Annotated in this window: 26 protein-coding genes and 2 pseudogenes; 14 read left to right on the forward strand and 14 right to left on the reverse strand. The window is 59.4% G+C overall.

Translation table 11 applies throughout. The annotated features are described in order from the left end of the window. Positions 1–567 precede the first annotated feature (567 nt). From infA to trxB, 4 genes are all read right to left on the reverse strand, one after another. Entirely contained in the window at positions 568–786 is a 219-nt protein-coding gene (gene infA, locus LVD08_RS15985; RefSeq protein ID WP_002553999.1) for a translation initiation factor IF-1, read from the reverse strand. 112 nt (positions 787–898) lie between these two features. Beyond that, entirely contained in the window at positions 899–1,606 is a 708-nt protein-coding gene (locus LVD08_RS15990; RefSeq protein WP_027614671.1) for an arginyltransferase, read from the reverse strand. Positions 1,607–1,663: 57 nt separating this feature from the next. Beyond that, on the reverse strand, positions 1,664–2,344 hold the full coding sequence (gene aat, locus LVD08_RS15995) for a leucyl/phenylalanyl-tRNA--protein transferase (protein WP_247268615.1): 681 nt from the start codon (positions 2,342–2,344) through the stop codon (positions 1,664–1,666). A 62-nt stretch (positions 2,345–2,406) separates the two neighbouring features. Further along, a complete protein-coding gene (gene trxB / locus LVD08_RS16000; RefSeq protein ID WP_247268616.1) occupies positions 2,407–3,366 on the reverse strand; it encodes a thioredoxin-disulfide reductase in 960 nt (319 codons plus the stop codon). 309 nt (positions 3,367–3,675) lie between these two features. Here trxB and LVD08_RS16005 point away from each other — a divergent pair, with 309 nt between their 5' ends. The 6 genes from LVD08_RS16005 to cysG all read left to right on the forward strand — a co-directional run bounded on the left by LVD08_RS16005 (position 3,676) and on the right by cysG (position 11,310). Next, positions 3,676–6,084, forward strand: coding sequence for a DNA translocase FtsK (locus LVD08_RS16005; RefSeq protein WP_095138945.1), 2,409 nt, complete (start codon positions 3,676–3,678; stop codon positions 6,082–6,084). A 67-nt stretch (positions 6,085–6,151) separates the two neighbouring features. Then, complete coding sequence (gene lolA / locus LVD08_RS16010) at positions 6,152–6,772, forward strand: outer membrane lipoprotein chaperone LolA (protein WP_098968157.1); 621 nt, start codon at positions 6,152–6,154, stop codon at positions 6,770–6,772. Positions 6,773–6,922: 150 nt separating this feature from the next. After that, positions 6,923–8,245, forward strand: coding sequence for a replication-associated recombination protein A (locus LVD08_RS16015; RefSeq protein WP_003223849.1), 1,323 nt, complete (start codon positions 6,923–6,925; stop codon positions 8,243–8,245). Beyond that, positions 8,245–8,619, forward strand: coding sequence for a fluoride efflux transporter CrcB (gene crcB, locus LVD08_RS16020; RefSeq protein ID WP_027614675.1), 375 nt, complete (start codon positions 8,245–8,247; stop codon positions 8,617–8,619). Before LVD08_RS16015 ends, crcB begins: the two co-directional genes overlap by 1 nt. 15 nt (positions 8,620–8,634) lie before the next feature. Then, positions 8,635–9,915: a serine--tRNA ligase gene (gene serS, locus LVD08_RS16025; RefSeq protein WP_003223852.1), complete on the forward strand. Its 1,281-nt coding sequence runs from the start codon at positions 8,635–8,637 to the stop codon at positions 9,913–9,915. Beyond that, positions 9,916–11,310: a siroheme synthase CysG gene (gene cysG / locus LVD08_RS16030; protein ID WP_027614676.1), complete on the forward strand. Its 1,395-nt coding sequence runs from the start codon at positions 9,916–9,918 to the stop codon at positions 11,308–11,310. It begins immediately after the preceding gene. Positions 11,311–11,428: 118 nt separating this feature from the next. On the opposite strand, the gene LVD08_RS16035 is transcribed toward cysG, so the two are convergent. The 6 genes from LVD08_RS16035 to tusD all read right to left on the reverse strand — a co-directional run bounded on the left by LVD08_RS16035 (position 11,429) and on the right by tusD (position 14,894). Further along, the gene (locus LVD08_RS16035) at positions 11,429–12,430 is read right to left on the reverse strand and encodes a glutathione S-transferase family protein (protein ID WP_247268617.1); all 1,002 of its coding nucleotides are present in this window, start codon (positions 12,428–12,430) and stop codon (positions 11,429–11,431) included. Positions 12,431–12,520: 90 nt separating this feature from the next. Then, complete coding sequence (locus tag LVD08_RS16040; protein WP_247268618.1) at positions 12,521–13,522, reverse strand: glycosyl transferase family protein; 1,002 nt, start codon at positions 13,520–13,522, stop codon at positions 12,521–12,523. Then, positions 13,519–13,854: a TusE/DsrC/DsvC family sulfur relay protein gene (locus LVD08_RS16045; RefSeq protein WP_247268619.1), complete on the reverse strand. Its 336-nt coding sequence runs from the start codon at positions 13,852–13,854 to the stop codon at positions 13,519–13,521. Before LVD08_RS16045 ends, LVD08_RS16040 begins: the two co-directional genes overlap by 4 nt. Beyond that, on the reverse strand, positions 13,851–14,144 hold the full coding sequence (gene tusB, locus LVD08_RS16050) for a sulfurtransferase complex subunit TusB (protein WP_027614680.1): 294 nt from the start codon (positions 14,142–14,144) through the stop codon (positions 13,851–13,853). The genes LVD08_RS16045 and tusB overlap by 4 nt, the downstream gene beginning before the upstream one ends. Next, entirely contained in the window at positions 14,144–14,500 is a 357-nt protein-coding gene (tusC, locus tag LVD08_RS16055) for a sulfurtransferase complex subunit TusC (protein ID WP_047295096.1), read from the reverse strand. The genes tusB and tusC overlap by 1 nt, the downstream gene beginning before the upstream one ends. A 1-nt stretch (position 14,501) precedes the next feature. Then, positions 14,502–14,894: a sulfurtransferase complex subunit TusD gene (gene tusD, locus LVD08_RS16060; RefSeq protein WP_027614682.1), complete on the reverse strand. Its 393-nt coding sequence runs from the start codon at positions 14,892–14,894 to the stop codon at positions 14,502–14,504. On the opposite strand from tusD, the gene LVD08_RS28065 reads away from it, so the two are divergent. After that, positions 14,893–15,027: a hypothetical protein gene (locus LVD08_RS28065; RefSeq protein WP_274621207.1), complete on the forward strand. Its 135-nt coding sequence runs from the start codon at positions 14,893–14,895 to the stop codon at positions 15,025–15,027. The genes tusD and LVD08_RS28065 overlap by 2 nt on opposite strands. Positions 15,028–15,074: 47 nt before the next feature. On the opposite strand, the gene LVD08_RS16065 is transcribed toward LVD08_RS28065, so the two are convergent. Both LVD08_RS16065 and LVD08_RS16070 read right to left on the reverse strand, forming a co-directional pair. After that, positions 15,075–15,779 (reverse strand): YoaK family protein, encoded by a 705-nt coding sequence (locus tag LVD08_RS16065; protein ID WP_247268620.1) that lies wholly within the window; start codon positions 15,777–15,779, stop codon positions 15,075–15,077. Positions 15,780–15,804: 25 nt separating this feature from the next. After that, the gene (locus tag LVD08_RS16070) at positions 15,805–16,134 is read right to left on the reverse strand and encodes a DUF6388 family protein (RefSeq protein ID WP_027614684.1); all 330 of its coding nucleotides are present in this window, start codon (positions 16,132–16,134) and stop codon (positions 15,805–15,807) included. 134 nt (positions 16,135–16,268) lie between these two features. Between LVD08_RS16070 and LVD08_RS16075 the strand changes: the two genes are divergently transcribed. Continuing rightward, positions 16,269–16,619, forward strand: a complete 351-nt coding sequence (locus tag LVD08_RS16075; RefSeq protein WP_247268621.1) for a hypothetical protein — start codon at positions 16,269–16,271, stop codon at positions 16,617–16,619. Between the two features lie 110 nt (positions 16,620–16,729). On the opposite strand, the gene LVD08_RS16080 is transcribed toward LVD08_RS16075, so the two are convergent. Beyond that, positions 16,730–17,155: a GNAT family N-acetyltransferase gene (locus LVD08_RS16080; protein WP_098968166.1), complete on the reverse strand. Its 426-nt coding sequence runs from the start codon at positions 17,153–17,155 to the stop codon at positions 16,730–16,732. Positions 17,156–17,302: 147 nt separating this feature from the next. On the opposite strand from LVD08_RS16080, the gene LVD08_RS16085 reads away from it, so the two are divergent. From LVD08_RS16085 to LVD08_RS16095, 3 genes and pseudogenes are all read left to right on the forward strand, one after another. Further along, on the forward strand, positions 17,303–17,740 hold the full coding sequence (locus tag LVD08_RS16085) for a hemerythrin domain-containing protein (RefSeq protein WP_027614687.1): 438 nt from the start codon (positions 17,303–17,305) through the stop codon (positions 17,738–17,740). A gap of 222 nt (positions 17,741–17,962) precedes the next feature. Further along, positions 17,963–18,598 carry a lytic polysaccharide monooxygenase auxiliary activity family 9 protein gene (locus tag LVD08_RS16090; protein ID WP_027614688.1) on the forward strand — a complete coding sequence of 212 codons (636 nt, stop codon included), beginning with the start codon at positions 17,963–17,965 and terminating at the stop codon, positions 18,596–18,598. A gap of 40 nt (positions 18,599–18,638) precedes the next feature. Continuing rightward, a pseudogene (locus tag LVD08_RS16095) lies at positions 18,639–19,661 on the forward strand (chitinase); the annotation flags it as partial. 127 nt (positions 19,662–19,788) lie between these two features. Here the strand turns inward: LVD08_RS16095 and pdxR are convergent. After that, the gene (gene pdxR / locus LVD08_RS16100; protein ID WP_247268622.1) at positions 19,789–21,234 is read right to left on the reverse strand and encodes a MocR-like pyridoxine biosynthesis transcription factor PdxR; all 1,446 of its coding nucleotides are present in this window, start codon (positions 21,232–21,234) and stop codon (positions 19,789–19,791) included. Positions 21,235–21,422: 188 nt separating this feature from the next. On the opposite strand from pdxR, the gene LVD08_RS16105 reads away from it, so the two are divergent. The 3 genes and pseudogenes from LVD08_RS16105 to LVD08_RS16115 form a co-directional block, all read left to right on the forward strand. After that, positions 21,423–22,964, forward strand: a complete 1,542-nt coding sequence (locus LVD08_RS16105) for an FAD/NAD(P)-binding protein (protein WP_115985548.1) — start codon at positions 21,423–21,425, stop codon at positions 22,962–22,964. Next, positions 22,961–24,172: an MFS transporter gene (locus LVD08_RS16110; protein WP_247268623.1), complete on the forward strand. Its 1,212-nt coding sequence runs from the start codon at positions 22,961–22,963 to the stop codon at positions 24,170–24,172. The genes LVD08_RS16105 and LVD08_RS16110 overlap by 4 nt, the downstream gene beginning before the upstream one ends. 47 nt (positions 24,173–24,219) lie before the next feature. After that, positions 24,220–25,413 (forward strand): annotated as a pseudogene (locus LVD08_RS16115) (pyridoxal phosphate-dependent aminotransferase); the annotation flags it as partial. Positions 25,414–25,467 lie beyond the last annotated feature (54 nt).

The following is a 25,467-nucleotide window of genomic DNA, read 5'->3' on the forward strand; positions in this document are numbered from 1 at the left end:
GGCGGCCGACCAGTCTGCCAATCTCCAACTGCCTACCCCAATCCACTGTGGGAGCGGGCTTGCTCGCGAAGGCGGCCTACCAGCCGACCAATTTCTAACTGAATGCATCCAGTGCCATGCAGGAACTGCCGAAGGCTGTGATTTTTTGATCTGCTTTGGCTTTGGCTTTGGCTTTTGATGTGGCTTTTGATCTTCAGCCCCTTCGGCAGGCCGAGCGAAGGTGTCCATCAGGGGTAGGCGCGCAGCGCCATGCGGCGAAGCCGCATCCATCGAGAGGAGGTGCAGCGAAGCAAACCGGAGGCGATGCCCCCTGATGGGCACCGTAGCGAGGGAACACTGAGCCTCAGCGAAGTGCCGTACGCCGGGGGAAGCCTTTTTGGTTACTTTTTCGGCGTTTGGAAAAAGTGACCCGCCGTAAGGGCGGAACCGTAATCAGCAACCCCCGCAGCAACGGATATGCTCACAAACCCAAACCCAAACCCAAACCCAAACCCAAACCCAAACCCAAACCCAAATCGCAGACAAACAAAAACGCCCGGCAAAGCCGGGCGTCTTGTATTGACTTGATTAACGAGCGCGGTAAGTAATGCGCCCTTTGCTCAAGTCATAGGGCGTCAGCTCGACGCGCACTTTGTCACCGGTAAGAATACGAATGTAGTTCTTGCGCATCTTGCCGGAAATATGCGCGGTTACGACGTGCCCATTTTCCAACTCCACACGAAACATGGTGTTGGGCAGGGTGTCGACGACAGTGCCTTCCATTTCGAAGCTGTCTTCTTTCGACATGCAGTAAAGCCCTCGGTGTCCAATGAATGGCCCGGTGCAACTGCGCCAGGCAAAAGCGGCGTGCATTGTGCCCGAAAAAGGGGGTTTAAGCCAAGGGGTTTACGGCTTGCGATCAGTTAAGAATCACCCAGCGCTGATTAATCAGCAATTCAATGGGGCGATACTGGGTCTTGTAGTTCATCTTTTTGCAGTTCTTGATCCAGTAACCGAGATACACCGCCTCTAGCCCCAGGCGCTGGCTTTCGGTGATTTGCCACAGGATTGCGAAACGACCCAGACTGCGGCGCTCTTCGTCAGGTTCGTAGAAGGTATAGACCGCTGACAAGCCATTGGGCAGCAGATCGGTCACCGCGACGGCGAGTAACCGTCCGTCGAGACGAAATTCATAAAAGCGCGAGAAGGGCAGATCGCGCACCAGAAAGGTCGAGAACTGGTCCCGGCTCGGCGGGTACATATCGCCGTCGGCGTGTCGCTGCTCGATATAGCGCTGGTACAGATCGAAATATTCTTCGCTGAAGTGCGGTTTTACCGGGCGTACCTGCAGATCGGCATTGCGTTTGAAAATGCGTTTCTGCTGGCGGTTGGGCAGGAACTGCGCCACCGGGATGCGTGCAGGCACGCACGCATTGCAATTCTGGCAATGGGGCCGATACAGATGATCGCCGCTGCGACGAAAACCCATTTCCGACAGGTCTGCGTAGACATGCACATCCATGGGCTGACTCGGGTCGAGAAACAGCGTCGTCGCCTGCTCCTCGGGCAGATAACTGCAGGAATGAGGCTGAGTGGCATAGAACTTCAAGCGCGCCAACTCGGTCATGATCAACCCTCGGGATAAGCTGGTGAATTAAGTGTAAGCCACGCGCGCAAAAGTCGCTCAGCAAACCCAAGTGGCACGACTGGGTTGATCCAGGTGGCGAGCCAGATAGTCGGCGAATTCGTGGCGGGGGATCGCCCGGGCGCCGAGGCTGTGCAGATGGTCGGTCGGCATCTGGCAGTCAATCAGGACAAATCCGGCGTTTTTCAGATGCTGAACCAGCGTGGCAAAGCCATATTTCGAGGCATTGTCGGCGCGGCTGAACATCGATTCGCCGAAAAACAGCTGACCCATCGCCAGGCCATACAGGCCGCCGACCAGTTGGCCCTGATCCCAGACCTCTACTGAGTGGGCGAAGCCGCGGCGGTGCAGTTCGAGGTAGGCGTCCTGCATGGCTTCGGTGATCCAGGTGCCGTCGGCGTAATCCCTGGGGGCGGCGCAGGCACGAATCACGGCGTCGAAATCCTGATCGAAGGTCACCTGGTAGCGTTGCTTGCGCAGCAATTTGCCGAGGCTGCGCGAGACATGCAGTTCGTCGGGAAACAGCACGGTGCGCGGATCCGGTGACCACCAGAGGATCGGCTGGCCTTCGGAGAACCACGGAAAACAGCCGTGCCGGTAAGCCTGCACCAGCCGATCGGCGGACAGATCGCCACCGGCAGCCAGCAATCCATTGGGATCGCGCATGGCCTTTTCCAGGGGCGGGAAGGTCAGGGAATTGCGTTGTAACCAAGTCAGCATGGCGTCCAGGCTTGCAGAAGGGGAGGGCGGTGTGGGCGCGAGGCCCGCGATAAAGTGTGCCGTTAAATGACAGGAATGTCGTCCAGATACTTCTCCGCGTCCAGTGCCGCCATGCAGCCGGCGCCGGCCGAGGTCACGGCCTGGCGGTAGACGTGGTCGGCCACATCGCCGGCAGCGAAGACGCCGGGGATCTCGGTGGAGGTGGCGTCGCCGTCGCTGCCGCCCTTGACCAGCAGGTAGCCGTCGCGCATTGGCAATTGGCCCTGGAACAGGTCGGTGTTGGGTTTGTGGCCGATGGCGATGAACACGCCGGCCAGTGTCAGCTCGCGGGTCTGCCCGCTGTGGCTGTCACGCAGGCGCGCACCGGTCACGCCGCTGGCATCGCCCAGCACTTCGTCCAGGTTCTGGTTCCAGTGCAGGCGAACGTTGCCGTTGGCGGCTTTTTCGAACAGTTTGTCCTGAAGGATTTTCTCCGAGCGCAATTTGTCGCGGCGATGGATCAAATGCACCTCTTTGGCGATGTTCGACAGGTACAGCGCCTCCTCGACAGCGGTATTGCCGCCGCCCACCACGGCGACCACCTGATTGCGATAGAAGAAGCCGTCACAGGTCGCGCACGCCGAAACCCCTTTGCCGGCGAAGGCTTCTTCCGAAGGTAGACCCAGATACTGCGCCGAGGCGCCGGTGGCGATGATCAACGCGTCGCAGGTGTAAGTGCCGCTGTCGCCAATGAGTTCGAACGGGCGCTGCTGCAACTTGGCGGTGTGGATGTGGTCGTAAACGATCTCTGTGGCAAAGCGCTCGGCGTGTTTTTGCATGCGCTCCATCAGTACCGGGCCGGTCAGGCCTTCGACGTCGCCGGGCCAGTTGTCGACTTCGACGGTGGTGGTGAGCTGACCACCGGCCTGCAGCCCGGTGATCACCACCGGTTTGAGGTTGGCACGGGCAGCGTACACGGCGGCGCTGTAACCGGCAGGGCCGGAGCCGAGAATGATCAGGCGTGAATGCTTCGCTGCGTTCATCAAATACACCTCATAAGCCTTTGTCACAAAAGACAATGCATGCTCAAATTGAACCGCAGGATTTGTGCGCTTGGCTATGCTCAGCTATGGGTCTTGAAGCATGGCATCAGCCGCACAAACCCGTACAATGCCGGGCTGTTACAGAATATTTGTAGAGCGCTGTGTTTATGGCTGTGTTTATAAAAGCTGCGGCACAGTGTTAAAAGTAGTCTCAGATGCGCCGGTTCACTTTTTTACCTGCCTGGATTGGGCAGTTTTTTATCGACATTCAATAGATGGACGCGCCCCGGGCGCAGGAAAAGAAGCGTTTTGAAGAAATCCACCGCAGCACCAAAAACAGTCGTTCCGCTCTGGCGCCAGCAATTGCACTACCGGCTCAAGGAAGGTGCATTGATCGCCATCGGTGCCTTGTGCCTGTTCCTGATGATGGCCTTGCTGACCTACGGCAAGGATGATCCGGGCTGGAGCCACAACAGCAAGATTGACGACGTGCAGAATTTCGGCGGCCCCGCCGGTTCTTACAGCGCCGACATCCTGTTCATGGTGCTGGGTTACTTCGCGTACATCTTCCCGTTGCTGCTGGCGGTCAAGGCGTATCAGATCTTCCGTCAACGTCACGAGCCGTGGCAGTGGAGCGGCTGGCTGTTCTCCTGGCGTCTGATCGGTCTGGTGTTCCTGGTGCTGTCCGGCGCTGCGCTGGCGCATATCCATTTTCACGCCGCCACCGGTCTGCCGGCGGGTGCGGGCGGGGCGCTGGGCGAAAGTCTCGGCGATCTGGCGCGCAATGCCCTGAATATTCAGGGCAGCACGCTGTTGTTCATTGCGCTGTTCCTGTTCGGCCTCACGGTGTTCACCGACCTGTCGTGGTTCAAGGTGATGGACGTCACCGGCAAGATCACTCTCGACCTGTTCGAACTGTTTCAGGGGGCAATCAACCGCTGGTGGTCTGCCCGTACCGAGCGCAAGCAACTGGTCGCGCAACTGCGTGAAGTCGATGACCGCGTCCACGATGTGGTCGCCCCGACTGTCACCGACAAGCGTGAACAGGCCAAGGTCAAGGAACGTCTGATCGAGCGCGAGCAGGCCCTGAGCAAGCACATGTCCGATCGCGAGAAGCAGGTACCGCCGGTCATCGCCCCGGCCCCGGCCAAGGCGCCGGAGCCAAGCAAGCGTGTGCAGAAAGAGAAACAGGTGCCGTTGTTCGTCGACAGCGCCGTGGAAGGCACCTTGCCGCCGATCTCGATCCTCGATCCTGCGGAAAAGAAACAACTCAACTATTCGCCGGAATCCCTGGCAGCGGTCGGCCACTTGCTGGAGATCAAGCTCAAGGAATTCGGCGTCGAAGTCACCGTGGACTCGATCCACCCAGGCCCGGTGATTACCCGTTACGAAATCCAGCCTGCAGCCGGCGTCAAAGTCAGCCGCATCGCCAACCTGGCGAAAGACCTTGCACGTTCGCTGGCCGTGACCAGTGTGCGGGTGGTCGAGGTGATTCCGGGCAAGACCACGGTCGGTATCGAGATCCCCAACGAAGACCGGCAGATCGTGCGTTTCTCCGAAGTGCTGTCGACCCCCGAGTACGACAACTTCAAGTCGCCGGTCACCCTGGCCCTGGGCCACGACATCGGCGGCAAACCGGTCATCACCGACCTGGCGAAGATGCCGCACCTGCTGGTCGCCGGTACCACTGGTTCCGGTAAGTCGGTGGGCGTGAACGCGATGATCCTGTCGATCCTGTTCAAATCCGGCCCGGACGACGCCAAACTGATCATGATCGACCCGAAAATGCTTGAGCTGTCGATCTATGAAGGCATTCCGCACCTGCTGTGCCCGGTAGTGACCGACATGAAGGACGCGGCCAACGCCCTGCGCTGGAGCGTTGCCGAGATGGAACGTCGCTACAAGCTGATGGCGAAGATGGGCGTGCGTAACCTGTCCGGCTTCAACGCCAAGGTCAAGGAAGCGCAGGATGCCGGCGAGCCGTTGAGCGATCCGCTGTACAAGCGCGAAAGCATTCACGACGAAGCGCCGCTGCTGCAGAAGCTGCCGACCATCGTCGTGGTGGTCGACGAATTCGCCGACATGATGATGATCGTCGGCAAGAAGGTTGAAGAACTGATTGCGCGTATCGCACAGAAAGCGCGTGCCGCCGGTATTCACCTGATCCTCGCGACCCAGCGTCCTTCGGTGGACGTGATCACCGGTCTGATCAAGGCCAACATTCCGACGCGTATGGCGTTCCAGGTGTCGAGCAAGATCGACTCGCGGACCATCATCGACCAGGGTGGCGCCGAACAACTGCTCGGTCACGGTGACATGCTCTACATGCCACCGGGCACCAGCCTGCCGATCCGGGTGCACGGCGCGTTCGTTTCCGACGATGAAGTGCACCGCGTGGTCGAAGCCTGGAAACTGCGTGGCGCACCGGAATACAACGATGACATCCTCAACGGTGTCGAAGAGGCGGGCAGCGGTTTCGAAGGCAGCAGCGGTGGTGGTGACGGTGACGATCCGGAAGCCGACGCGCTGTATGACGAAGCCGTACAGTTCGTCCTGGAAAGCCGCCGGGCGTCGATTTCCGCGGTACAGCGTAAGCTGAAGATTGGTTACAACCGCGCTGCGCGCATGATCGAAGCCATGGAAATGGCCGGGGTCGTCACCTCAATGAACACCAACGGTTCGCGTGAAGTTCTGGCCCCGGGCCCGGTTCGCGACTGACTGCAAAAGCAAAAGGCGGGACAATGATGTGCCGCCGCTCTCCCAACGAGTATTCAAGAGGACTCCCATGCGTCTTATCCGCATGCTGTTGCCAGTACTGGCGCTGACCACGTTCACGGCCCACGCCGACGACAAGGACGTGGCGCGTCTGACCCAATTGCTGGAAACATCGAAAACCCTGACCGCGAACTTCTCGCAGCTGACCCTCGACGGCAGCGGCACGCAGTTGCAGGAAACTCGCGGTGATATGGTCCTGCAGCGTCCGGGCCTGTTCTACTGGCACACCGAAGCGCCAAACGAGCAGACCATGGTCTCCGACGGCAAGAAGGTCACCCTGTGGGACCCGGACCTGGAACAAGCCACCATCAAGAAGCTCGACGAGCGCCTGACCCAGACCCCGGCGCTGCTGCTGTCCGGTGACGTGTCGAAGATCAGCCAGAGCTTTGACATCAGCGCGAAAGAGGCGGGCGGCGTGATCGACTTCACCCTCAAGCCGAAGACCAAGGACACCCTGTTCGACAGCCTGCGTCTGTCGTTCCGCAACGGCCTGGTCAATGACATGCAACTGATCGACAGCGTTGGTCAGCGCACCAACATCCTGTTCACCGGAGTCAAGGCCAACGAAGCGGTGTCGGCGTCGAAGTTCAAGTTCGACATCCCGAAGGGTGCCGATGTAATTCAGGAATAAACGCATAACCTTGTGGGAGGGGGCTTGCTCCCGAAGGCGGTGGATCAGTCGCCATCGATGTCGAATGGCACACCGCTTTCGCGAGCAAGCCCGCTCCCACAGGGGTAAATGATCGGTCTCAAGATCTAATAGAGGTTTCAACGCTACGTGATGGATCTGTTTCGCAGTGCACCGATTGCCCAGCCACTGGCCGCGCGTTTGCGTGCGACCAATCTGGATGAGTACGTCGGTCAGGAGCACGTGCTCGCTCGCGGCAAGCCTCTGCGTGAGGCGCTGGAGCAGGGTGCCCTGCATTCGATGATCTTCTGGGGGCCGCCGGGCGTGGGTAAGACCACCCTGGCGCGATTGCTCGCGGAAGTCTCGGATGCGCATTTCGAAACGGTCTCGGCGGTGCTTGCCGGGGTCAAGGAGATCCGTCAGGCCGTTGAAATCGCCAAACAGCAGGCCGGCCAATACGGCAAGCGCACCATTCTGTTCGTCGATGAAGTGCACCGCTTCAACAAATCGCAGCAGGATGCGTTCCTGCCGTACGTCGAAGACGGCACGCTGATTTTCATCGGCGCCACCACCGAAAACCCTTCGTTTGAATTGAACAACGCGCTGTTGTCGCGGGCCCGCGTCTATGTGCTGAAAAGCCTCGACGAGACCGCGCTGCGCAAACTGGTACATCGCGCGCTCACCGAAGAGCGCGGGCTGGGCAAGCGCAACCTGACCCTCAGCGATGAAGGCTTCCAGATGCTGTTGTCGGCCGCCGATGGCGATGGCCGGCGCCTGCTCAATCTGCTGGAGAACGCCTCGGATCTGGCTGAAGACAACAGCGAGATGGGCACCGAGCTGCTGCAAAGCCTGCTCGGCGATACCCGACGGCGCTTCGACAAGGGCGGCGAAGCGTTCTACGACCAGATCTCCGCGCTGCACAAATCGGTACGCGGTTCCAATCCCGATGGCGCGCTGTACTGGTTTGCGCGGATGATCGATGGCGGCTGCGATCCGTTGTACCTGGCGCGGCGCGTGGTGCGTATGGCCAGCGAAGACATTGGCAACGCCGACCCGCGCGCCCTGAGCCTCTGCCTGGCGGCGTGGGAAGTGCAGGAGCGTCTTGGCAGCCCCGAAGGCGAGCTGGCGGTGGCCCAGGCCATCACTTATCTGGCCTGTGCACCGAAAAGCAACGCGGTGTACATGGGCTTCAAGACCGCGCTGCGCGCCGCTGCCGAGTACGGTTCGCTGGAAGTGCCGCTGCACTTGCGCAATGCACCGACCAAACTCATGAAGCAACTGGGTTACGGCGACGAATACCGCTACGCCCACGATGAACCGGATGCCTATGCCGCCGGCGAAGATTATTTCCCGGAAGAGCTCGAACCGATCCCGTTCTATCAACCGGTGCCCCGTGGCCTGGAATTGAAGATCGGCGAGAAGCTCAACCACCTCGCCCAACTCGACCGTTTAAGCCCAAGACAGCGGAGAAAATAGTGCTTCCATTGATCGTTGCGGTCTCCGTCGGCGGGATTGCCGGCACCCTGTTGCGCTTCGCCACCGGCAATTGGGTCAACGCCAATTGGCCGCGGCACTTCTATACCGCGACGCTGGCCGTTAATATCGTGGGCTGTCTGCTGATTGGCGTGTTGTACGGCCTGTTTTTGATACGCCCGGAGGTGCCGATCGAGGTGCGTGCCGGGTTGATGGTCGGCTTCCTCGGGGGGCTGACGACTTTTTCATCCTTTTCACTGGATACGGTGCGCCTGCTGGAAAGCGGGCAAGTGCCGCTGGCCCTGGGCTATGCGGCGATCAGCGTATTCGGCGGGCTGCTCGCGACGTGGGCCGGCCTGTCCCTGACCAAACTTTGATAACGAGAAACCGACATGCTCGATTCCAAACTGTTACGTAGCAACCTTCAGGACGTAGCGGACCGCCTGGCTTCCCGTGGCTTTGCCCTGGATACCGCGCGCATCGAAGCGCTGGAAGAACAGCGCAAGACCGTCCAGACCCGCACCGAAGCACTGCAGGCTGAGCGTAACGCGCGTTCCAAATCCATCGGTCAGGCCAAGCAGCGCGGCGAAGACATCGCGCCGCTGATGGCGGATGTCGAGCGCATGGCGGGCGAGCTGAGTGCCGGTAAAGTTGAGCTGGACGCGATCCAGACCGAGCTGGACTCGATCCTGCTGGGTATCCCCAACCTGCCGCACGAATCGGTACCGGTCGGCAAAGACGAAGACGACAACGTCGAAGTGCGCCGCTGGGGCACGCCGACGCAGTTCGATTTCGAAGTGAAAGACCACGTTGCACTGGGCGAGAAGTTCGGCTGGCTGGACTTTGAAACCGCGGCCAAGCTGTCCGGCGCCCGTTTCGCTCTGCTGCGCGGCCCGATCGCCCGTCTGCACCGTGCCCTGGCGCAGTTCATGATCAACCTGCACGTCAACGAGCACGGCTACGAAGAGGCCTACACGCCTTATCTGGTTCAGGCCCCGGCGCTGCAGGGCACTGGCCAGTTGCCGAAGTTCGAAGAAGACCTGTTCAAGATCGCTCGCGAAGGCGAAGCCGATCTGTACCTGATCCCGACCGCCGAAGTGTCCCTGACCAACATCGTGGCCGGTGAAATCGTCGACTCGAAACTGCTGCCGATCAAGTTCGTCGCGCACACCCCGTGCTTCCGCAGCGAAGCCGGTGCGTCGGGCCGTGACACTCGCGGCATGATCCGTCAGCACCAGTTCGACAAGGTTGAAATGGTCCAGATCGTCGAGCCGTCGACTTCGATGGAAGCGCTGGAAGGCCTGACCGCCAACGCCGAAAAAGTCCTGCAACTGCTGGGTCTGCCTTACCGCACCCTGGCGCTGTGCACCGGCGACATGGGCTTCAGCGCCGTGAAAACCTACGATCTCGAAGTGTGGATTCCGAGCCAGGACAAATACCGCGAAATTTCGTCGTGCTCCAACTGCGGCGACTTCCAGGCCCGCCGCATGCAAGCGCGTTTCCGCAACCCGGAAACCGGCAAGCCTGAGCTGGTACACACCCTGAATGGTTCCGGCCTGGCGGTCGGTCGTACGCTGGTGGCGGTGCTGGAAAACTACCAGCAGGCCGACGGTTCGATCCGCGTGCCGGACGTACTGAAGCCGTACATGGGTGGCCTTGAGGTCATCGGTTAAATGAAATATCTGCCGCTGTTTCACAACCTGCGCGGCAGTCGTGTGTTGGTGGTCGGTGGGGGGGAAATTGCCTTGCGCAAATCCCGCCTGTTGGCCGATGCCGGTGCGCTGCTGCGGGTGGTCGCACCTGAAATCGAAGCGCAACTGCGCGAACTGGTCAGCGCCAGCGGTGGCGAATGTCTGCTGCGTGGTTACGTGGAAGCGGATCTGGACGGTTGCGGGCTGATCATTGCCGCCACCGACGATGAAACGCTGAATGCGCAGGTCTCCAGCGATGCCCATCGGCGTTGCGTGCCGGTCAACGTGGTCGATGCGCCGCAGCTATGCAGCGTGATCTTCCCGGCAATCGTTGACCGCTCGCCGCTGATCATCGCGGTGTCCAGCGGCGGCGATGCGCCAGTGCTGGCGCGGCTGATTCGCGCCAAGATCGAAACCTGGATTCCTTCGACCTACGGCCAACTGGCCGGTCTTGCCGCGCGTTTCCGCAATCAGGTGAAAAACCTGTTTCCGGATGTGCAGCAGCGCCGTGGTTTCTGGGAAGACGTGTTTCAGGGCCCGATTGCCGACCGGCAACTGGCCGGGCAGGGCACTGAGGCCGAGCGGCTGTTGCAGGCCAAGATTGATGGCGAAGCGACTGTTACTACCGGCGAAGTGTATCTGGTGGGGGCAGGGCCGGGTGATCCGGATCTGCTGACCTTCCGCGCCTTGCGTCTGATGCAGCAAGCCGACGTAGTGCTGTACGACCGCTTGGTCGCTCCGGCGATTCTTGAGCTGTGCCGTCGCGATGCCGAGCGTGTCTACGTCGGCAAGCGTCGCTCTGATCACGCGGTGCCGCAGGATCAGATCAACCAGCAACTGGTGGATCTGGCCAAGGCCGGCAAACGCGTGGTGCGCCTGAAGGGCGGTGACCCGTTCATCTTCGGTCGCGGCGGTGAAGAAATCGAAGAGCTGGCGGCCCACGGGATTCCGTTCCAGGTGGTGCCGGGGATCACGGCGGCCAGCGGTTGCGCGGCGTATGCCGGGATTCCGCTGACCCACCGCGATTACGCGCAGTCGGTGCGCTTCGTCACCGGGCACCTGAAGGACGGTTCCACCGATCTGCCGTGGGCCGACCTCGTCGCCCCGGCGCAGACGCTGGTGTTCTACATGGGCCTGGTGGGCTTGCCGGTGATTTGCGAGCAGTTGATCAAACACGGTCGCAGCGCGGATACCCCGGCGGCGTTGATCCAGCAGGGCACCACGGTCAATCAGCGGGTCTTTACTGGCACGCTGGCCGACCTGCCACGTCTGGTAGCGGAGCATGAAGTGCATGCGCCGACGCTGGTGATCGTGGGGGAGGTGGTGCAGCTGCGCGAGAAACTGGCGTGGTTCGAAGGGGCTCAGGCGCAAGTCTGAAAACCGAGTTGCCCTCATTCGCGAGCAAGCCCGCTCCCACATTGGATCTGTGTCATGCACAAATCCAGTGTGGGAGCGGGCTTGCTCGCAAAGAGGCCCTCAAAAAACACCGAATCAATCAGCCTCTACGCCAAACCCCTTTCCCGTTGAGCCGCGCCCGATCATGCGCCCCGCTGAAATCCTGCGCCGGCCCCTTCGGCACAATCCCCGTCGGATTGATGGTCTTGTGGCTACCGTAGTAGTGGTTTTTGATGTGCTGAAAATCCACCGTCTCGCCAATCCCCGGCCACTGATACAGCTCACGCAGCCAGTTCGACAGGTTCGGGTAATCGGCAATCCGCCGCAGATTGCACTTGAAGTGCCCGTGGTACACCGCATCGAAGCGAATCAGCGTGGTGAACAGTCGCACATCGGCCTCGGTCAGGTATTCACCCGTCAGATAGCGATTGGCGCCCAGCACCCGTTCCAAGTGATCCAGCTCGGCAAACACCTCATCGAACGCCTCTTCATAAGCCTGTTGCGAGGTGGCAAAGCCGGCGCGATACACACCGTTGTTCACCGCCGGATAAATCCGTTCGTTCAGTGCATCGATCTCGCCGCGTAACGGTGCCGGGTAGAAGTCCAGTTCGTTACCGGTCAGGTCATCGAAGGCGCTGTTGAACATGCGGATGATTTCCGCCGACTCATTGCTGACAATGCGCTTGAGCTTTTTGTCCCACAGCACCGGCACAGTGACACGGCCGGTGTAGTCCGGCGTGTCGGCGGTGTAGCGCTGATGCATGAAGTCGAAGTGGTCGAGCTTGTCGCCGGTCGAGCCAAGGGTCTGGTCGAAGGTCCAGCCGTTTTCCAGCATCAGCCAGCTGACCACGGACACGTCGATCAGGCTTTCCAGACCTTTGAGCTTGCGCAGAATCAGCGTACGGTGCGCCCACGGGCAGGCGAGGGACACATAAAGGTGATAGCGCCCGGCTTCGGCGGCGAAACCGCCTTCACCGCTCGGCCCGGGCTGGCCGTCAGTGGTGACCCAATTGCGCCGTTGCGCCTGTTCGCGCTGAAAGGCGCCGTCTTTGCTGCTTTCGTACCACTTGTCCTGCCAGTGGCCATCGACGAGTAAACCCATGATCAAGACTCCTGATTCAATAAGCGTTGGAGCCGAGTCTATTCCGATGAGTTCGAACAAAAAGCGCAAAGATCGGGCGTCTATGATCGGTTAAATCGATTTGTTGCGCGCCGCCCAGTATTGCTCGGCGGTTGCGAACGCTTGCTCGCGGCTTTGACCGAGGCCGCGCAGGGCCAGGGCCATGGTCGAGATCAGGGCCATTTGCGGATAGCTGTCGACCACCTCGCCGCGCCACACCGCTTTCAAATGCTCGACATCCAGCGAGGCCGGTTTGACGTGGCGCTGGCTCGACAGCTGCGGCCATTCCTCGTCCCAGCTCTCGCCGCCCTTCGTGCCGTACAGATGACTGTCGGCATCCGGATTGATCTCGATTTCGCCGCCATCGCCCTTGACCACGATCGCCGTGTCGCCGAGCAGACCGCTGGCCTCGCGATGCACCGCTTGATAGCCCGGGTGGAAAATACTTTGCAGGCCACAACGGGCGCGCAGTGGATTGAGGATGCGTGCCAGCGAGTGAATCGGCGAGCGCAGGCCCATGGTGTTGCGCAGGTCGATCATCTTCTGCAACTGTGGCGCCCAGTCGATCAGCGGCATGAACGCCAGACCGCCGTGGTCCAGCGCGCTGCCGACCTGCGCCCAGGTGCGGCAGAGCGGGATGTTCAGCTCGCCAAGCAGTTGTTCGGTGTACAGACGTCCGGCGGTGTGCGCGCCGCCGCCGTGCATGAAAATCCGCACGCCGTTTTGCGCCAGGCACTTGGCCGACAGCAGGTACCACGGCAGATGGCGTTTCTTGCCGGCGTAGGTCGGCCAGTCCAGATCGACATTCAGCGTTGGCGCTGACAGGCGCTCGCGCAAGGCTTCGGTGAAACCGGCCATTTCCTCCGCGCTTTCTTCCTTGTGCCGTAGCAGCATCAGAAAGGCCCCGAGCTGGGTGTCTTCGACTTTGTCGTCGAGCACCATGCCCATGGCTTCCCGGGCTTCTTCACGGGTCAGGTCGCGGGCGCCGCGTTTGCCCTTGCCGAGGATCCGCACAAACTGTGCGAACGGGTGCTCGGCGGGCGTTTCGAGGGTCAGCGCTGGAAATTCGGTCATAAGCAATTCGTCGGTTTGGGCAGGCCCGCCAGTTTCGCGGCGAGTTTGGCAGGGGTGCCTTTGAACAGTCGGTTCAGGTGCAGGCTGTTGCCTTTGTCCGGGCCGAGTTTGAGTGCGGTGTACTTGATCAGCGGGCGGGTGGCTGGCGACAACTGGAATTCCGCGTAGAAACTGCGTAGCAGTTCGAGGACTTCCCAGTGTTCGGGGGTCAGTTCGATGTCTTCAGCGACGGCGAGGGCGCTGGCAACGTCATGGGACCAGTCGTCGAGGTCGACCAGAAAGCCGTCCTTATCCAGTTCGATGGCGCGGGCGCCGACAGTCATCGAGTTCATAGCCAACTGTTGACCTTGTCGTGGTGGATCGACAGTTCGACGAAGGCCGGGTAATCGATGGCTTCGGCCCAGTCGGGAGCAACGATGGCACGGGCCTGCAGGTCTTCGGCGAGGGCGAACAGCTTGACCCGGCGCTCGTTCAGCGTGGCGAATGGCGCAGTGCCCGGTTGCAGGGCGTAAACCGCATCACCGGATAACAGTAAGGCGTCGGCAGCGCCGATCACGCGCAGGCAACTGCTCAGGCGATCATCGCCGAACGGGGAATGAGACAACACATGCAAAGTCGACATCAGAGGGTGATCACCTGGTCGTAACGGTCAATAAGGGCGGTGATTTCGCTGGCGCCAAGCGGCTGCGCTTCGTCCAGCGACAGCGTGCTCAGGCCACGGGCGCTGGCGCTGTCGGTGCAGTAGAACAGTTCTTCAACGCCGAACATCGGCAGCGCCTGCAGATTGGCACTGAGGTCTTTCTGTTGCAGGGCCTTGGCGTTCTGCCCGGCGGCCAGTTGCAGCACGCCGTCATCGAGAAACAGCAGGCCGATCGGCAGATCGAACGCGCCGCCGGCCAGCACGATGTCCAGCGCTTCGCGGGCGCCGGGGCCGGACCATGGCGACTGGCGGCTGATGATCAACAGGGATTTGGCCATCTCACGCACCTCCGAAACAGATCAGTCGATCGGCGTCCTGCACCGCATCGTGCAACTGGCCGAGGCCGGACAATTCCCACGGCGCGCTGACCGCGACGGCATCACGCTGGTAGCGTTTGGCTTCTTCGTCATTCAGCACGCCACGGCGCAGGGCGGCGGCGATACACACCACACCGTCCAGTTGCTGCTCGCTGATGAACGCGCGCCACTGTTTGGGCAGATCCAGTTCGTCCTGCGGGGTGACCACCGCGTCGGAGGCGTTGTAGACGCCGTCCTGATAAAAAAACAGCCGGACAATCTCATGCCCGCCGGCCAGCGCAGCCTGCGCAAACAGCAGGGCACGGCGCGAGGAGGGCGCATGGGCGGCGGAAAACAGCGCGATGGCGAACTTCATGACGGACTCGATCAGCAAAACTGCGGCCATGATAAAGCTTTATGACGGCATCCGCGAAATCGAAGTCAGGCGCATGCCCTCTGTGGGAGCGGGCTTGCTCGCGAAGGCGTTGAGTCATTCAAAAGGTCTTTGACTGATGCACCGCTTTCGCGAGCAAGCCCGCTCCCACAGGATCGTATTTCAGCGCGGCATATAGCCCAGTTGCCAGCGCCGCGGAATGCTCAGGGACAGCACGCCCAGCACCGCCGCCAGCAAGCCGCTGGCGAACAATGCCCGAAGTCCGAAATGATGTTCCAGCACTGCGCCGAGTATCGCGCCGATGAACATCCCGCTCCACGGCACCAGTTGCACCCGCCAGCCATTACGCCGCTCGCCGAGCATCCAGCGCCCCAGGCCACGGCCGAACCGCGACAGCGCTCCGGTCACGTAAGTCAGGCCGACGGGCAGACCGTTCACTTCTTCGACCGCCGCGTTGAGCATGCCCATCGCGATGATCGCCGCCAGCAGCGCCGGCAGTTGCGTGTCATACGGCCAGGCGGCCGCCAGACAGAGCAGGGTGGCGATGCACAGCAACAAGGGCAATGTGCGCCGACCACCGAGGCGCCCGATCACGATCCCCAAGGCATTACCGATCACGAAGGTGACGACGAGGATGATCAGGCGCAAGGTCAGTCCGAGGTCGCCGTCACTGATCGCCACCGCCAGCCGCGTGGTGTTGCCGCTCATGAACGAAACGAAATCGCCGCTGGCCATGAAGCCGATTGCATCGGTCATGCCGGCGAGTACCGACAGGCTGGCCACCAGCGCCAGACCGATGCGCCCGCGCCATTTCTGCTGATGCAGATGCCCGGAGGTGGCGCGGTGAGTCGAAGTGGAGGGCAGCATCGGCGACGATATCCTTCAGCGGCGGTTACGGTTCCAGCCCATACAATTCGCAGTAATCTTCCCAGCGCATGTGGGCCATTTCCGCTACCTCGCGATGCACCTCCATGCGCTGGGCCTGATAGTCCTCGGGCGTTGCGGCCGTCAGGAGCAAGGTCAGTTCCCAGGCGAACAGGCCTTGATTCTCCGCCTCGGCCTCGAAGGCTTCGTGCAGACGTTCTTCACGATACTGCGCAGCGGTTTCACCCTTGGCCTGGGCCAGCAGCGGATTGAGATGATCGAGGGTTTCGCGCAATTCGGGGCGCGCGTCGAGAAACAATTTCAGGGCTTGTTCATGTCGCTGGTCGGTGGGCGCCATGTGTGTTCCTTGTGAGGCTGATGACCCTAGGGTGCCGGAGCGGCTGTCGCATGTCGCGCTATAAATGCAGTAAAGCAGAATGATTTTGCCTGTTGCGGTGATACAGTCCGCTTTTTTCTGAATGAGCGAATGCAATGCGAATTCTGATGGTAGCGCTGGCCGCGACCGTGCTGGCTGGCTGCGCGGGTTCGGTGATGGACGATTCTCGCACCAAAGCCCCGTACAAGGTTCTGGCTTCGGACAAGCCAGAGAAAGTTGTCGCTCAGTGCGTACAGTTCGGCTGGCAGGACGAAGCAGTGTTTGGCGTGGACGCCGGAGCGTATCTGCAACCGGGCAAGAAGGGTGGCTCGACGGTGTACACCCGTTCCGCAGAGTCATTTGTCGACGTGACCAGCGATGCGTCGGGAACCGTCCTCAACTACTACGCGCAGAAGGACGATTTTGTTGCCAAGCGCCGGTTGGCGGCGTTGGCGACCTGTCTTTGATATTGCGCTGAAGCGGCTGCCGTTATCGCCAGCAGGCTGGCTCCCACACTGGATTTGTGTTTGCCACCGATCCTGTAGGAGTGAGCCTGCTCGCGATGAGGCCAATGAATTCAACCGATCAAGCGCTTCTGGAAATAATGCCGGCTATGCCCCGGCGGGTAATCAACGATCTCGCCAAACTGGCTGAATCCCAGCTTCTCGTAGAACGCCGGCGCCTGAAAGTCGAAGGTGTCCAGCCAGATGCCGAGGCAGTTCTTCTCCTTGGCCAGATTTTCCGCCATGGCCATCAGTTCCGAGCCGATGCGTTGCCCGCGACCCTGTTCCGGGACGCACAGCAACTCGATGTACATCCACTGGAAGATCACCCGGCCGTACAAACCGCCGAGAATCGCGTCGTGTTCATCGCGCACCAGCAGGGCGAAAGGTTCAGATGTGGAACCACCGGTCCGGGCGTCGTTATACGCAATCAAAGGCTCGAGAATGGCCTTGCGTTGTTCTTCCGTGGGGTTCTGCGACAGCTCGATTCGCAACGTCATGTGCAACTTCCTTGTGAGATGAACCGCCAGCCTATCCTGCCCGGGGAGCGTCTTCCAAGTCCTTCCTCATCCCTTTGGAACCGCCGCTGTCGCGCCGGGGTCTAGCTTTTACAGCGTCATTCCGAACGCGGTTGATGAGGATCCCCCATGAATATTTTCGAAGCCCTTCGCGAAAGCCACGACCGCCAGCGCAGTTACGCCAAAGCCCTGGTCGAAACCAGCGGCGACACCCCGGAGCGGGTTGAAGCCTATAAACAGCTGAAAGCCGAGCTGCAGGCCCACGAAACCGCCGAAGAGCGCCACTTCTACATCCCGCTGATGGAGTTCGACAACGGTGTTGACCTCAGTCGCCACGCCATCTCCGAGCATCATGAAATGGACGAGATGATGGAAGAGCTGGACGAGACCGAGATGTCCAGCCCGGCGTGGCTGGCAACGGCGAAGAAGCTCTCCGACAAAGTCCATCACCATCTCAAGGAAGAAGAGCAGAAGTTCTTCCAGATGGCCGGCAAATTGCTCGATGACAAGCAAAAGGAACAACTCGCTGGCCAGTACGAAAAGGAGTACCAAGCGCAACTGCCATGAGTACTGAATGCCAGTTTTTGCAGTGTCGGCGTGTAGGCCTTTGGCCATGCGTTGGGTGGGTCTTGTCGTAATCAGCTGTATATTCATCCAGTGTTTTCGGCGTTTTTTACTTGAGACGCCGATTGACTGCGACAAAACCGCCGATGGACAAAAAAACCACCTCCGTTAGCTTGAAGGCCTCTCCTCGGACAGGAGAGTTCTTAAATCAACGGAGTGAAAAACATGAATCAACCACAAGCTCAAACCCAACTGCGACACGGTCGCGTCACCTCTCCAGCCAGCCGCGGTGCGGTAGCCATCGAGCAAGGATTGCTCGGTGCCTGGCAGGTCAACGAAATGGAAGGCGGCAAGAACTTCCCGGCGCTGACGGCAGGGCCTTTTCCTGCTCCCTATGGCAGCGACAGTGACAGTGTCACGCCGCCCGCCGACGGTTACATCCTCAGCGGTGGCAAGACCGATGCCCGTGACTGCGTGAACTTCACCGACGAGGAAATGAGCAAAAAGCTCAATCGTCCGTTCAGCTGGCCACTGCTCAGTGTCACCCCGGGCCAGACGCTGGAAGTGAAGTGGGAATACACCGCGCCACACACCACCCGTGGTTATCGCTGGCTGATCACCAAGGATGGCTGGGATCCGAAACAGCGCATTTCCCGTGCACAACTCGAAGCGCAGCCTTTCGCCGAAGACTTCTACACTCAAGTGCCGTATTACAGCTATCCGGGGGAATTGAAGGCCAAGGTCAATCATTCGGTGAAATTGCCGGCCACCAAAAAGGGCCGTCACGTCATCGTGCTGATGTGGATCGTCGCCAACACCGGCAACGCGTTCTATCAGGCGTTCGACGTCGACTTCAAATAACGGCGTTACGCTCAACCCACAGGTTCTGAAGGATTAGAACATGTCAAATATCGACTTCACGCTAGTGCAAAACCAGGCGGCCGACGCGGCCGCGCTGATGCCGAGCATCGCCGGCAAAAAAATACTCATGGGCTTCTGGCACAACTGGCCGGCGGGTCCAAGTGACGGCTATCGTCAGGGCCGCTTCGCCGAAATCGCTCTGGAAGCGGTGCCCAAGGAGTACAACGTGGTCGCGGTGGCGTTCATGAAGGGCAGCGGGATTCCAACCTTCAAGCCGTACAACGTCTCCGATGCCGAGTTCCGGCGTCAGGTCGGCGTGCTCAACAGCCAGGGGCGGGCGGTGCTCTTGTCCCTGGGTGGCGCCGATGCGCACATCGAGTTGCGGGCCGGACAGGAACAACCACTGGCCAATGAGATTATCCGTCTGGTGGAAACCTACGGCTTCGATGGGCTGGACATCGATCTTGAACAGAGCGCGATTGATTTCGCCGCCAACAAGACCGTGCTGCCGGCCGCGCTGAAACTGGTCAAGGATCACTACGCAGGCCAGGGCAAGCACTTCATCATCAGCATGGCCCCGGAGTTTCCGTACCTGACCACCAATGGCAAATACGTCGGTTACCTGCAGGCGCTTGAAGGCTATTACGACTTCATCGCGCCACAGTTCTACAACCAGGGCGGCGACGGGGTCTGGGTGCCGGAAGCCAATAATGGCAATGGTGCGTGGATCGCGCAGAACAACGATGCGCTGAAAGAGGACTTCCTCTACTACCTGACCGAAAGTCTGGTGACCGGCACCCGGGGCTTCACCAAAATCCCGGCGGACAAATTCGTCATCGGCCTGCCGGCCAACGTCGATGCGGCTGCCACCGGTTACGTGATCGACAGCACCGCCGTCGGCAATGCGCTCAAACGTCTGGCGATCAAAGGGCTGCCGATCAAGGGCCTGATGACCTGGTCGGTAAACTGGGACAACGGCGTCAGCAAGGATCGCGTGCCGTATGGCTGGGAATTCAGTCGGCGTTATGGACCGCTGATTCACGGAGCGAAAACAGCGACACAGGAAACGGATGACACGTTGTCGCGCGTCGCCCGTTAGCAGCAATTAAAGAGCCCGGTAGCGCTGCCGGGCTTTTTTGCGTGGGCCAGGCAAGCAATGCTCGGGTGTGAGTCATAGCGGAGCGAGTTGTTTATCCGATCGGGACGCGCTCGATACATTGAGTGAATGACTTGACGAGATCCAGCAAGCAGGCAGCCGCCTGATTGATTTGCGTATCGGTAAGCGCCGCGTAACCAATCAGCACGCCGGGTTTGACCGCGTGACTGCTGGTGAATGCGGATACCGGTTGCAGGCAAAGATTGAAGAGGGCAGCCCGTGCGCAGAATTCTCTTTCATCAATGTCTGCGGGTAACCAGAGCACAAAATGTAATCCGGATTGCTCGCCGGAAATCTGCAGATCAGGGTTTTCTCGCAGCTGTGAGATCAGCAAATCGCGTCGATGTTGATACGTCTGTCGCGAGATGCGCAAATGCCGTACATATTTTCCGGTGCAGAGAAACTGGTTGAGTGCGAGCTGACCCAGTATGCCGGGCGTCTGGCCGGTGTCTTCGATGAGGTTGATGACTTTCTTCTGTAAATGTTTGGGAATGACCATGAAGCCCAGACGAAAGTTGCTGAACAGGGTTTTATTGAAGCTGCCGCAGAAAATCACCCGGTCGTTTGTATCTATTGATTTGATGGCGGGCAGGGGAGCACTGCCATAGTTGTACTCGCTGTCGTAGTCGTCCTCGATGATGATCGCATTGGCTGCGGTCGCCGAGGCCAGCAGGGCCTTGCGGCGTGCCATGCTCATGCAGACACCCAAAGGAGCCTGGTGAGAGGGCGTGACATAAATGGCCTGAACCGGACTGGCGGGTGACAACGCTTCAACGATCAGACCTGCATCGTCCACTGGAATATCGATGATTGTGTTGCCGGAACAATTGAATATCCGCCGGGCCCAGTAATAGCCGGGATCTTCCATGGCAACGACGGCCTCTTTTCCCAATAATCTGCTGATGAGGTCGAGACAGTGCCTGATGCCGTGGGTAATCACGATGTCCTGAGGTGAGCAGTCAATTCCCCGGTAGATCTGGATATGGTCGCAAATGGACTTGCGCAAGTTCTCGTCACCGCCGAGTGACGAGGCCGATACTGCGGTGGCGAGGTCTTTGGCGGAAGGTGTGCATAACGACTTTACATCTTTTTCTTCGAGCAATCCCGGATCGGCCAGTCTGGCAATAAACGGTACATACGGCTGTAAATAAGTAATGGGGGCCGGTGAATCGGATGACCGGTGAGTATCAAGTTCGACTTGCAGTTCCTTAGTTCTGGCAGCGGCGATCAGATTATCCGGCAATGTTGCGCAGACCACCGAGCCGGCACCTCGCTTGCGAATGATGAAACCTTCTTCGCGCAATTGATCGAAAACAGTTTCCAGAGTCCCTCGGGAAACTCCCCATCTTTGCGCAAGCGTACGCGTGGAGGGCAGCGCTTCGCCGGATTGGAGCCGACCGGAACTGATCAGGTGTTCAAGGAAACGGCACAGAAGCTGATGTTTGGTGGACAGCGAATGTTCGGTCAATTCGAACGGCAAGACTAGGTCGAGGCCAACTGGCCGCTTACCTCTGGTCATAGTGGTACACACCAAAATCCATTTAATGGATCTTCATCTTAGCGCGGCATACAAATACGCTCAACGCCGCTCAAGCTAACGCGTTGAGGGGTGGCGCGCGAGTCATTGGGGTCAAGAGAAACTGGATTGGTATAGGGATATCGTCGGCAATGACTGCTTTTGAAAAACTGTCAACACTCAATAAGACTAATCATCGCGAGCCGCAACTAAAGATTGCGATAGTCGGAGGGGGTGCAACAGCGATTAGTGTAATTGATGCGTTGCAGCGCGACGTTAAGCTGAAAAATATGGATGTTGCAATTACCCTCTATGAGCCTGACAAGAAAATAGGTCCAGGTCGCGCTTATCAAAACGATGGTGATTATGGATTGATTAATCGCCAGGCCCGATTCATGTCCGTGAAAAGTGACGATCCCCGGCACTTTGTAGGATGGGTCACTCATAAATATGGAAGTGCACTGGCGCAACTTGATTTCTTGCCCCGTCACTATTTTGGTGAGTACCTGTCCGATTGTTTTGCCGAGCAAGTGGCGCTGGCGCGCGACCTCAAGCGGCCGATTCGAGTGATCGGGCAAAAGGTCACCAGCCTGACAATGCACGATGACAAAGCGGTCGTCGGTGTCGAAAACGGGCCGCAACAAGTGTTCGACCGGGTGATTCTGTGCATCGGTACCGCTGAACCGGCGGATATCTTCTCGTTGGCCTGCTCCCAAAACTACATCGGCAATCCGTATCCGATGTGGACCAGGTTTTCCGCGATTGGCGGCGACGATCAGGTGGCGATCATTGGTTCCAGCCTCTCCGCTGTCGATGCAGTCCTGGCCCTGAATGCCCAGGGACACCGCGGCAAGATCGTCATGCTGTCGCGCAATGCGCTGCTGCCAGCGGTGCGCATGCCGCATCACGACTTCACTTACAAGGTCATCACCCGCGAACGCATCGAAGAGCTGCGTGATGAAGCGGGGATGATCTCCTGGTCGAAATGGCTTGGCCTGATCACCTTCGAACTGACGGCCCAAGGCGTGGATCTGGAGAAGCTCAAGGCTGAACTGGCGCCAGGTCAACTGCCGTTCGAGCGGCTGGAGCGCCATCTTCAAGCATCGGCCCGTGGCGAAAAGTGGCTGTCCATCCTGATTGATATTGCCAACGACTACGTCGAACTGGCCTGGGACAGCCTGAGTGCGGGCGATCGCAGTTATTACATGGCCAACTATCACTCGATTTTCATGAGCCTGTGCAACCCGATGCCTCCGGCAACGGCCAACAAGTTGCGCAACATGCTCGAATCCGGACACCTCGTGATTCGTCCTGGCCTGAAGGGCGTGGAACTGAGTCCCGGTGGCGGTTTCGTCCTGAATTACCAGGCAGGCGCCTGTCATGCCGACTGGGTCATCAACGCCACGCGATCTGAAACCGGTGGTGTCGGGCAGACCGGTACCGAGCTGGTGTCTTCGATGGTCAACAATGGCGTCGCTCAGCACCATCCGTTTGGAGGCCTGCACGTGTCATTCGGTTCGCACAAGGTCATCGACCGCAGTGGCAAGGCCAGCGACGCTATTTATGCCTTGGGCCAACTGGCTGCCGGTAACCATTACTACACCAGTTCACTGGCCATGATCACACGTCAGATCGACCGGGTTCTGCCGCATTTGCTGACGACTGATCAATACCTCAAGGAGCTTTCTGCGTGAAATCCAGCCGCCCCGGAATCCTGTTACCTGCAGCGTTATTGACGGCTGTAATCGTGCCGCAGCTCGGACTCGGCCTGATGACGCCCACCGTTGCAAAACTGGCGGAGGAGTTTCGAGTCCCCCATGAGGCGATTCAGGAAACGTTTGTTGTTTACATGATCGGGTATGCGTTGTCCGTGGTATTGGCGGGGATTCTTGCCGATCGTATCGGAGCCCGTCGCGTACAGATTTCGGGGTTGCTGATTTGTGCTGTCGGGTGCCTGCTTGCAGCGTTCTCGGACTCCTTTTACCTGTTTGCGGTTGCGCGTTTCATGCAGGCCCTCGGAGGGTGTGTAGGGACCGTAACCACCAGGCTGATCGTGAAATCCGATTATCCGGAAAGCAAACGCCTGCGAATTCTCACCACTCTTGCCTCGGCGATAGCGCTCACGCCGTGTATCGCACCGTTGCTCGGCGGCATGTTGTTACCTTCGCTCGGATGGCGCTGGATGATGGGCGGCGTGGGGATGTTCAATCTCGCGGCATTGGTGCTTTTCTGGCACGTCGACACCTCTCCGGGGGCATCGGATTCGACGGGGCGCAGCATCATTGCCGTTTATGCCGCCAACTTCAAAAATGCGGATTATCTGGCTTATGCCGCCGGCATCAGTCTGGTGTGGATGAGTTACTTCGTGTTCCTGTCCTGTTCGACTTATGCGTTGCAGACGGAACTGGGCATGTCCAGCCTGGGTTACGGCGCGGTGATCTCCCTGTGCGCCGTCGGTTATGTGATTGGCAGTACGTTGGCGCGAGCATTGAGCGCCAGGTGGGCGTTGAACGAGATCCTGCTGCTTGGAAGCAGGGTAGGCATGGCCGGGTGCATGTTGCTGGGCATTCTGCTGTCGGTGTTTGGCAGTGTGCTGCCGGCGCTGCTGATTCCGATGGTGTTCATTCTGTTGTCGGTCGGGATGGTGATTCCCGCGACTCAGGCCGGGCTATTGAAGAGTGTCAGTCGTGATATCGGTATTTCCTCCGGGCAGTTTTTCTTTTTCCAGATGGCGGCGGGGGCCGGTTACGGTTTGCTGGTCAGTTCCTTTTCCGAACTGGGCGTTCGTGGCCTGGCACTGTTTATCGCCATTCCGATTGTCGTGTTGTTCGTTTTCCTGAATATGTCGCGGGCACTGTCGAAGTCCCCGGATGAGCAGTTGAAGGCAGTCTCTCGGACCTGAGTTTGCTGTTGCTGCGACCCTGATAAAAAAAACAAGGATGTGTAGTCGTGCAGTATCTGAAATCGCTGAAGTTGAACAGTGTGTGTTATGACATTCGTGGCCCGGCACTGGAGCAGGCCAGAAAGATGGAGGAGGACGGCCAGCGCATTCTCAAGTTGAATATCGGCAATCCCGCGCCCTTCGGTTTCGAGGCGCCCGACGAGATACTCCAGGATGTGATCCGTAATTTGCCGACGGCGCAAGGTTACAGTGACTCCAAAGGCTTGTTCAGCGCCCGCAAGGCCGTCATGCAGTACTGTCAGCAGAAGCAGATCGAGGGCGTCGGCGTCGACGATATCTACCTGGGCAATGGCGTCTCCGAGCTCATTGTGATGTCACTGCAGGCGCTGCTGAACAACCGCGACGAAGTGCTGGTGCCTGCTCCGGATTATCCGTTGTGGACCGCCGCGGTGAGTCTTGCCGGGGGCAATGCGGTGCACTACAGGTGCGACGAGCAGCAGGACTGGTGGCCGGACCTCGATGACATACGGGCCAAAATCACCCCCAACACCCGAGCGCTGGTGATCATCAACCCCAACAATCCCACCGGTGCGGTGTATCCGCGAGACGTGCTGCTGGGAATGCTGGAGATCGCGCGCCAGCACAATCTGGTGGTGTTCTCCGACGAGATCTACGACAAGATTCTCTACGACGAAGCTGTGCACATCAGCACCGCCTCGCTGGCGCCGGACTTGCTGTGCCTGACCTTCAACGGGTTGTCCAAGTCGTACCGGGTGGCCGGGTTCCGCTCAGGCTGGCTGGTGATTTCCGGGCCGAAGCAGCATGCCGCCGGCTACATCGAAGGCATCGACATGCTGGCGAACATGCGCCTGTGCGCCAACGTTCCGGCCCAGCATGCGATCCAGACCGCGCTGGGGGGTTACCAGAGTATCAATGACCTGGTCTTGCCTCAGGGGCGTCTGCTCGAACAGCGCAACCGGGTGCATGAACTGCTCAACGCTATTCCTGGCGTCAGTTGCGTTAAGCCGATGGGCGCGCTGTACGCATTTCCAAGGATCGATCCGAAAATTTGCCCGATCAAAGATGACGAGAAGTTTGTCCTCGAGCTGTTGATGTCGGAAAAGCTGCTGGTGGTCCAGGGAACCGCGTTCAACTGGCCCGCACCCGACCATTTTCGCGTGGTCACGTTGCCGGCATTGCCGGACATCGAAGACGCCATGGCGCGGATTCATCGATTCATCAGCAGCAGGTCAGTTAACAACCTGAGCGTTCGTCGAGTGGCGAATAACGCCCGG

This window comes from Pseudomonas sp. YL2 (genome assembly GCF_023063025.1).
In the GTDB taxonomy this organism is placed as follows: domain Bacteria; phylum Pseudomonadota; class Gammaproteobacteria; order Pseudomonadales; family Pseudomonadaceae; genus Aquipseudomonas; species Aquipseudomonas putida_A.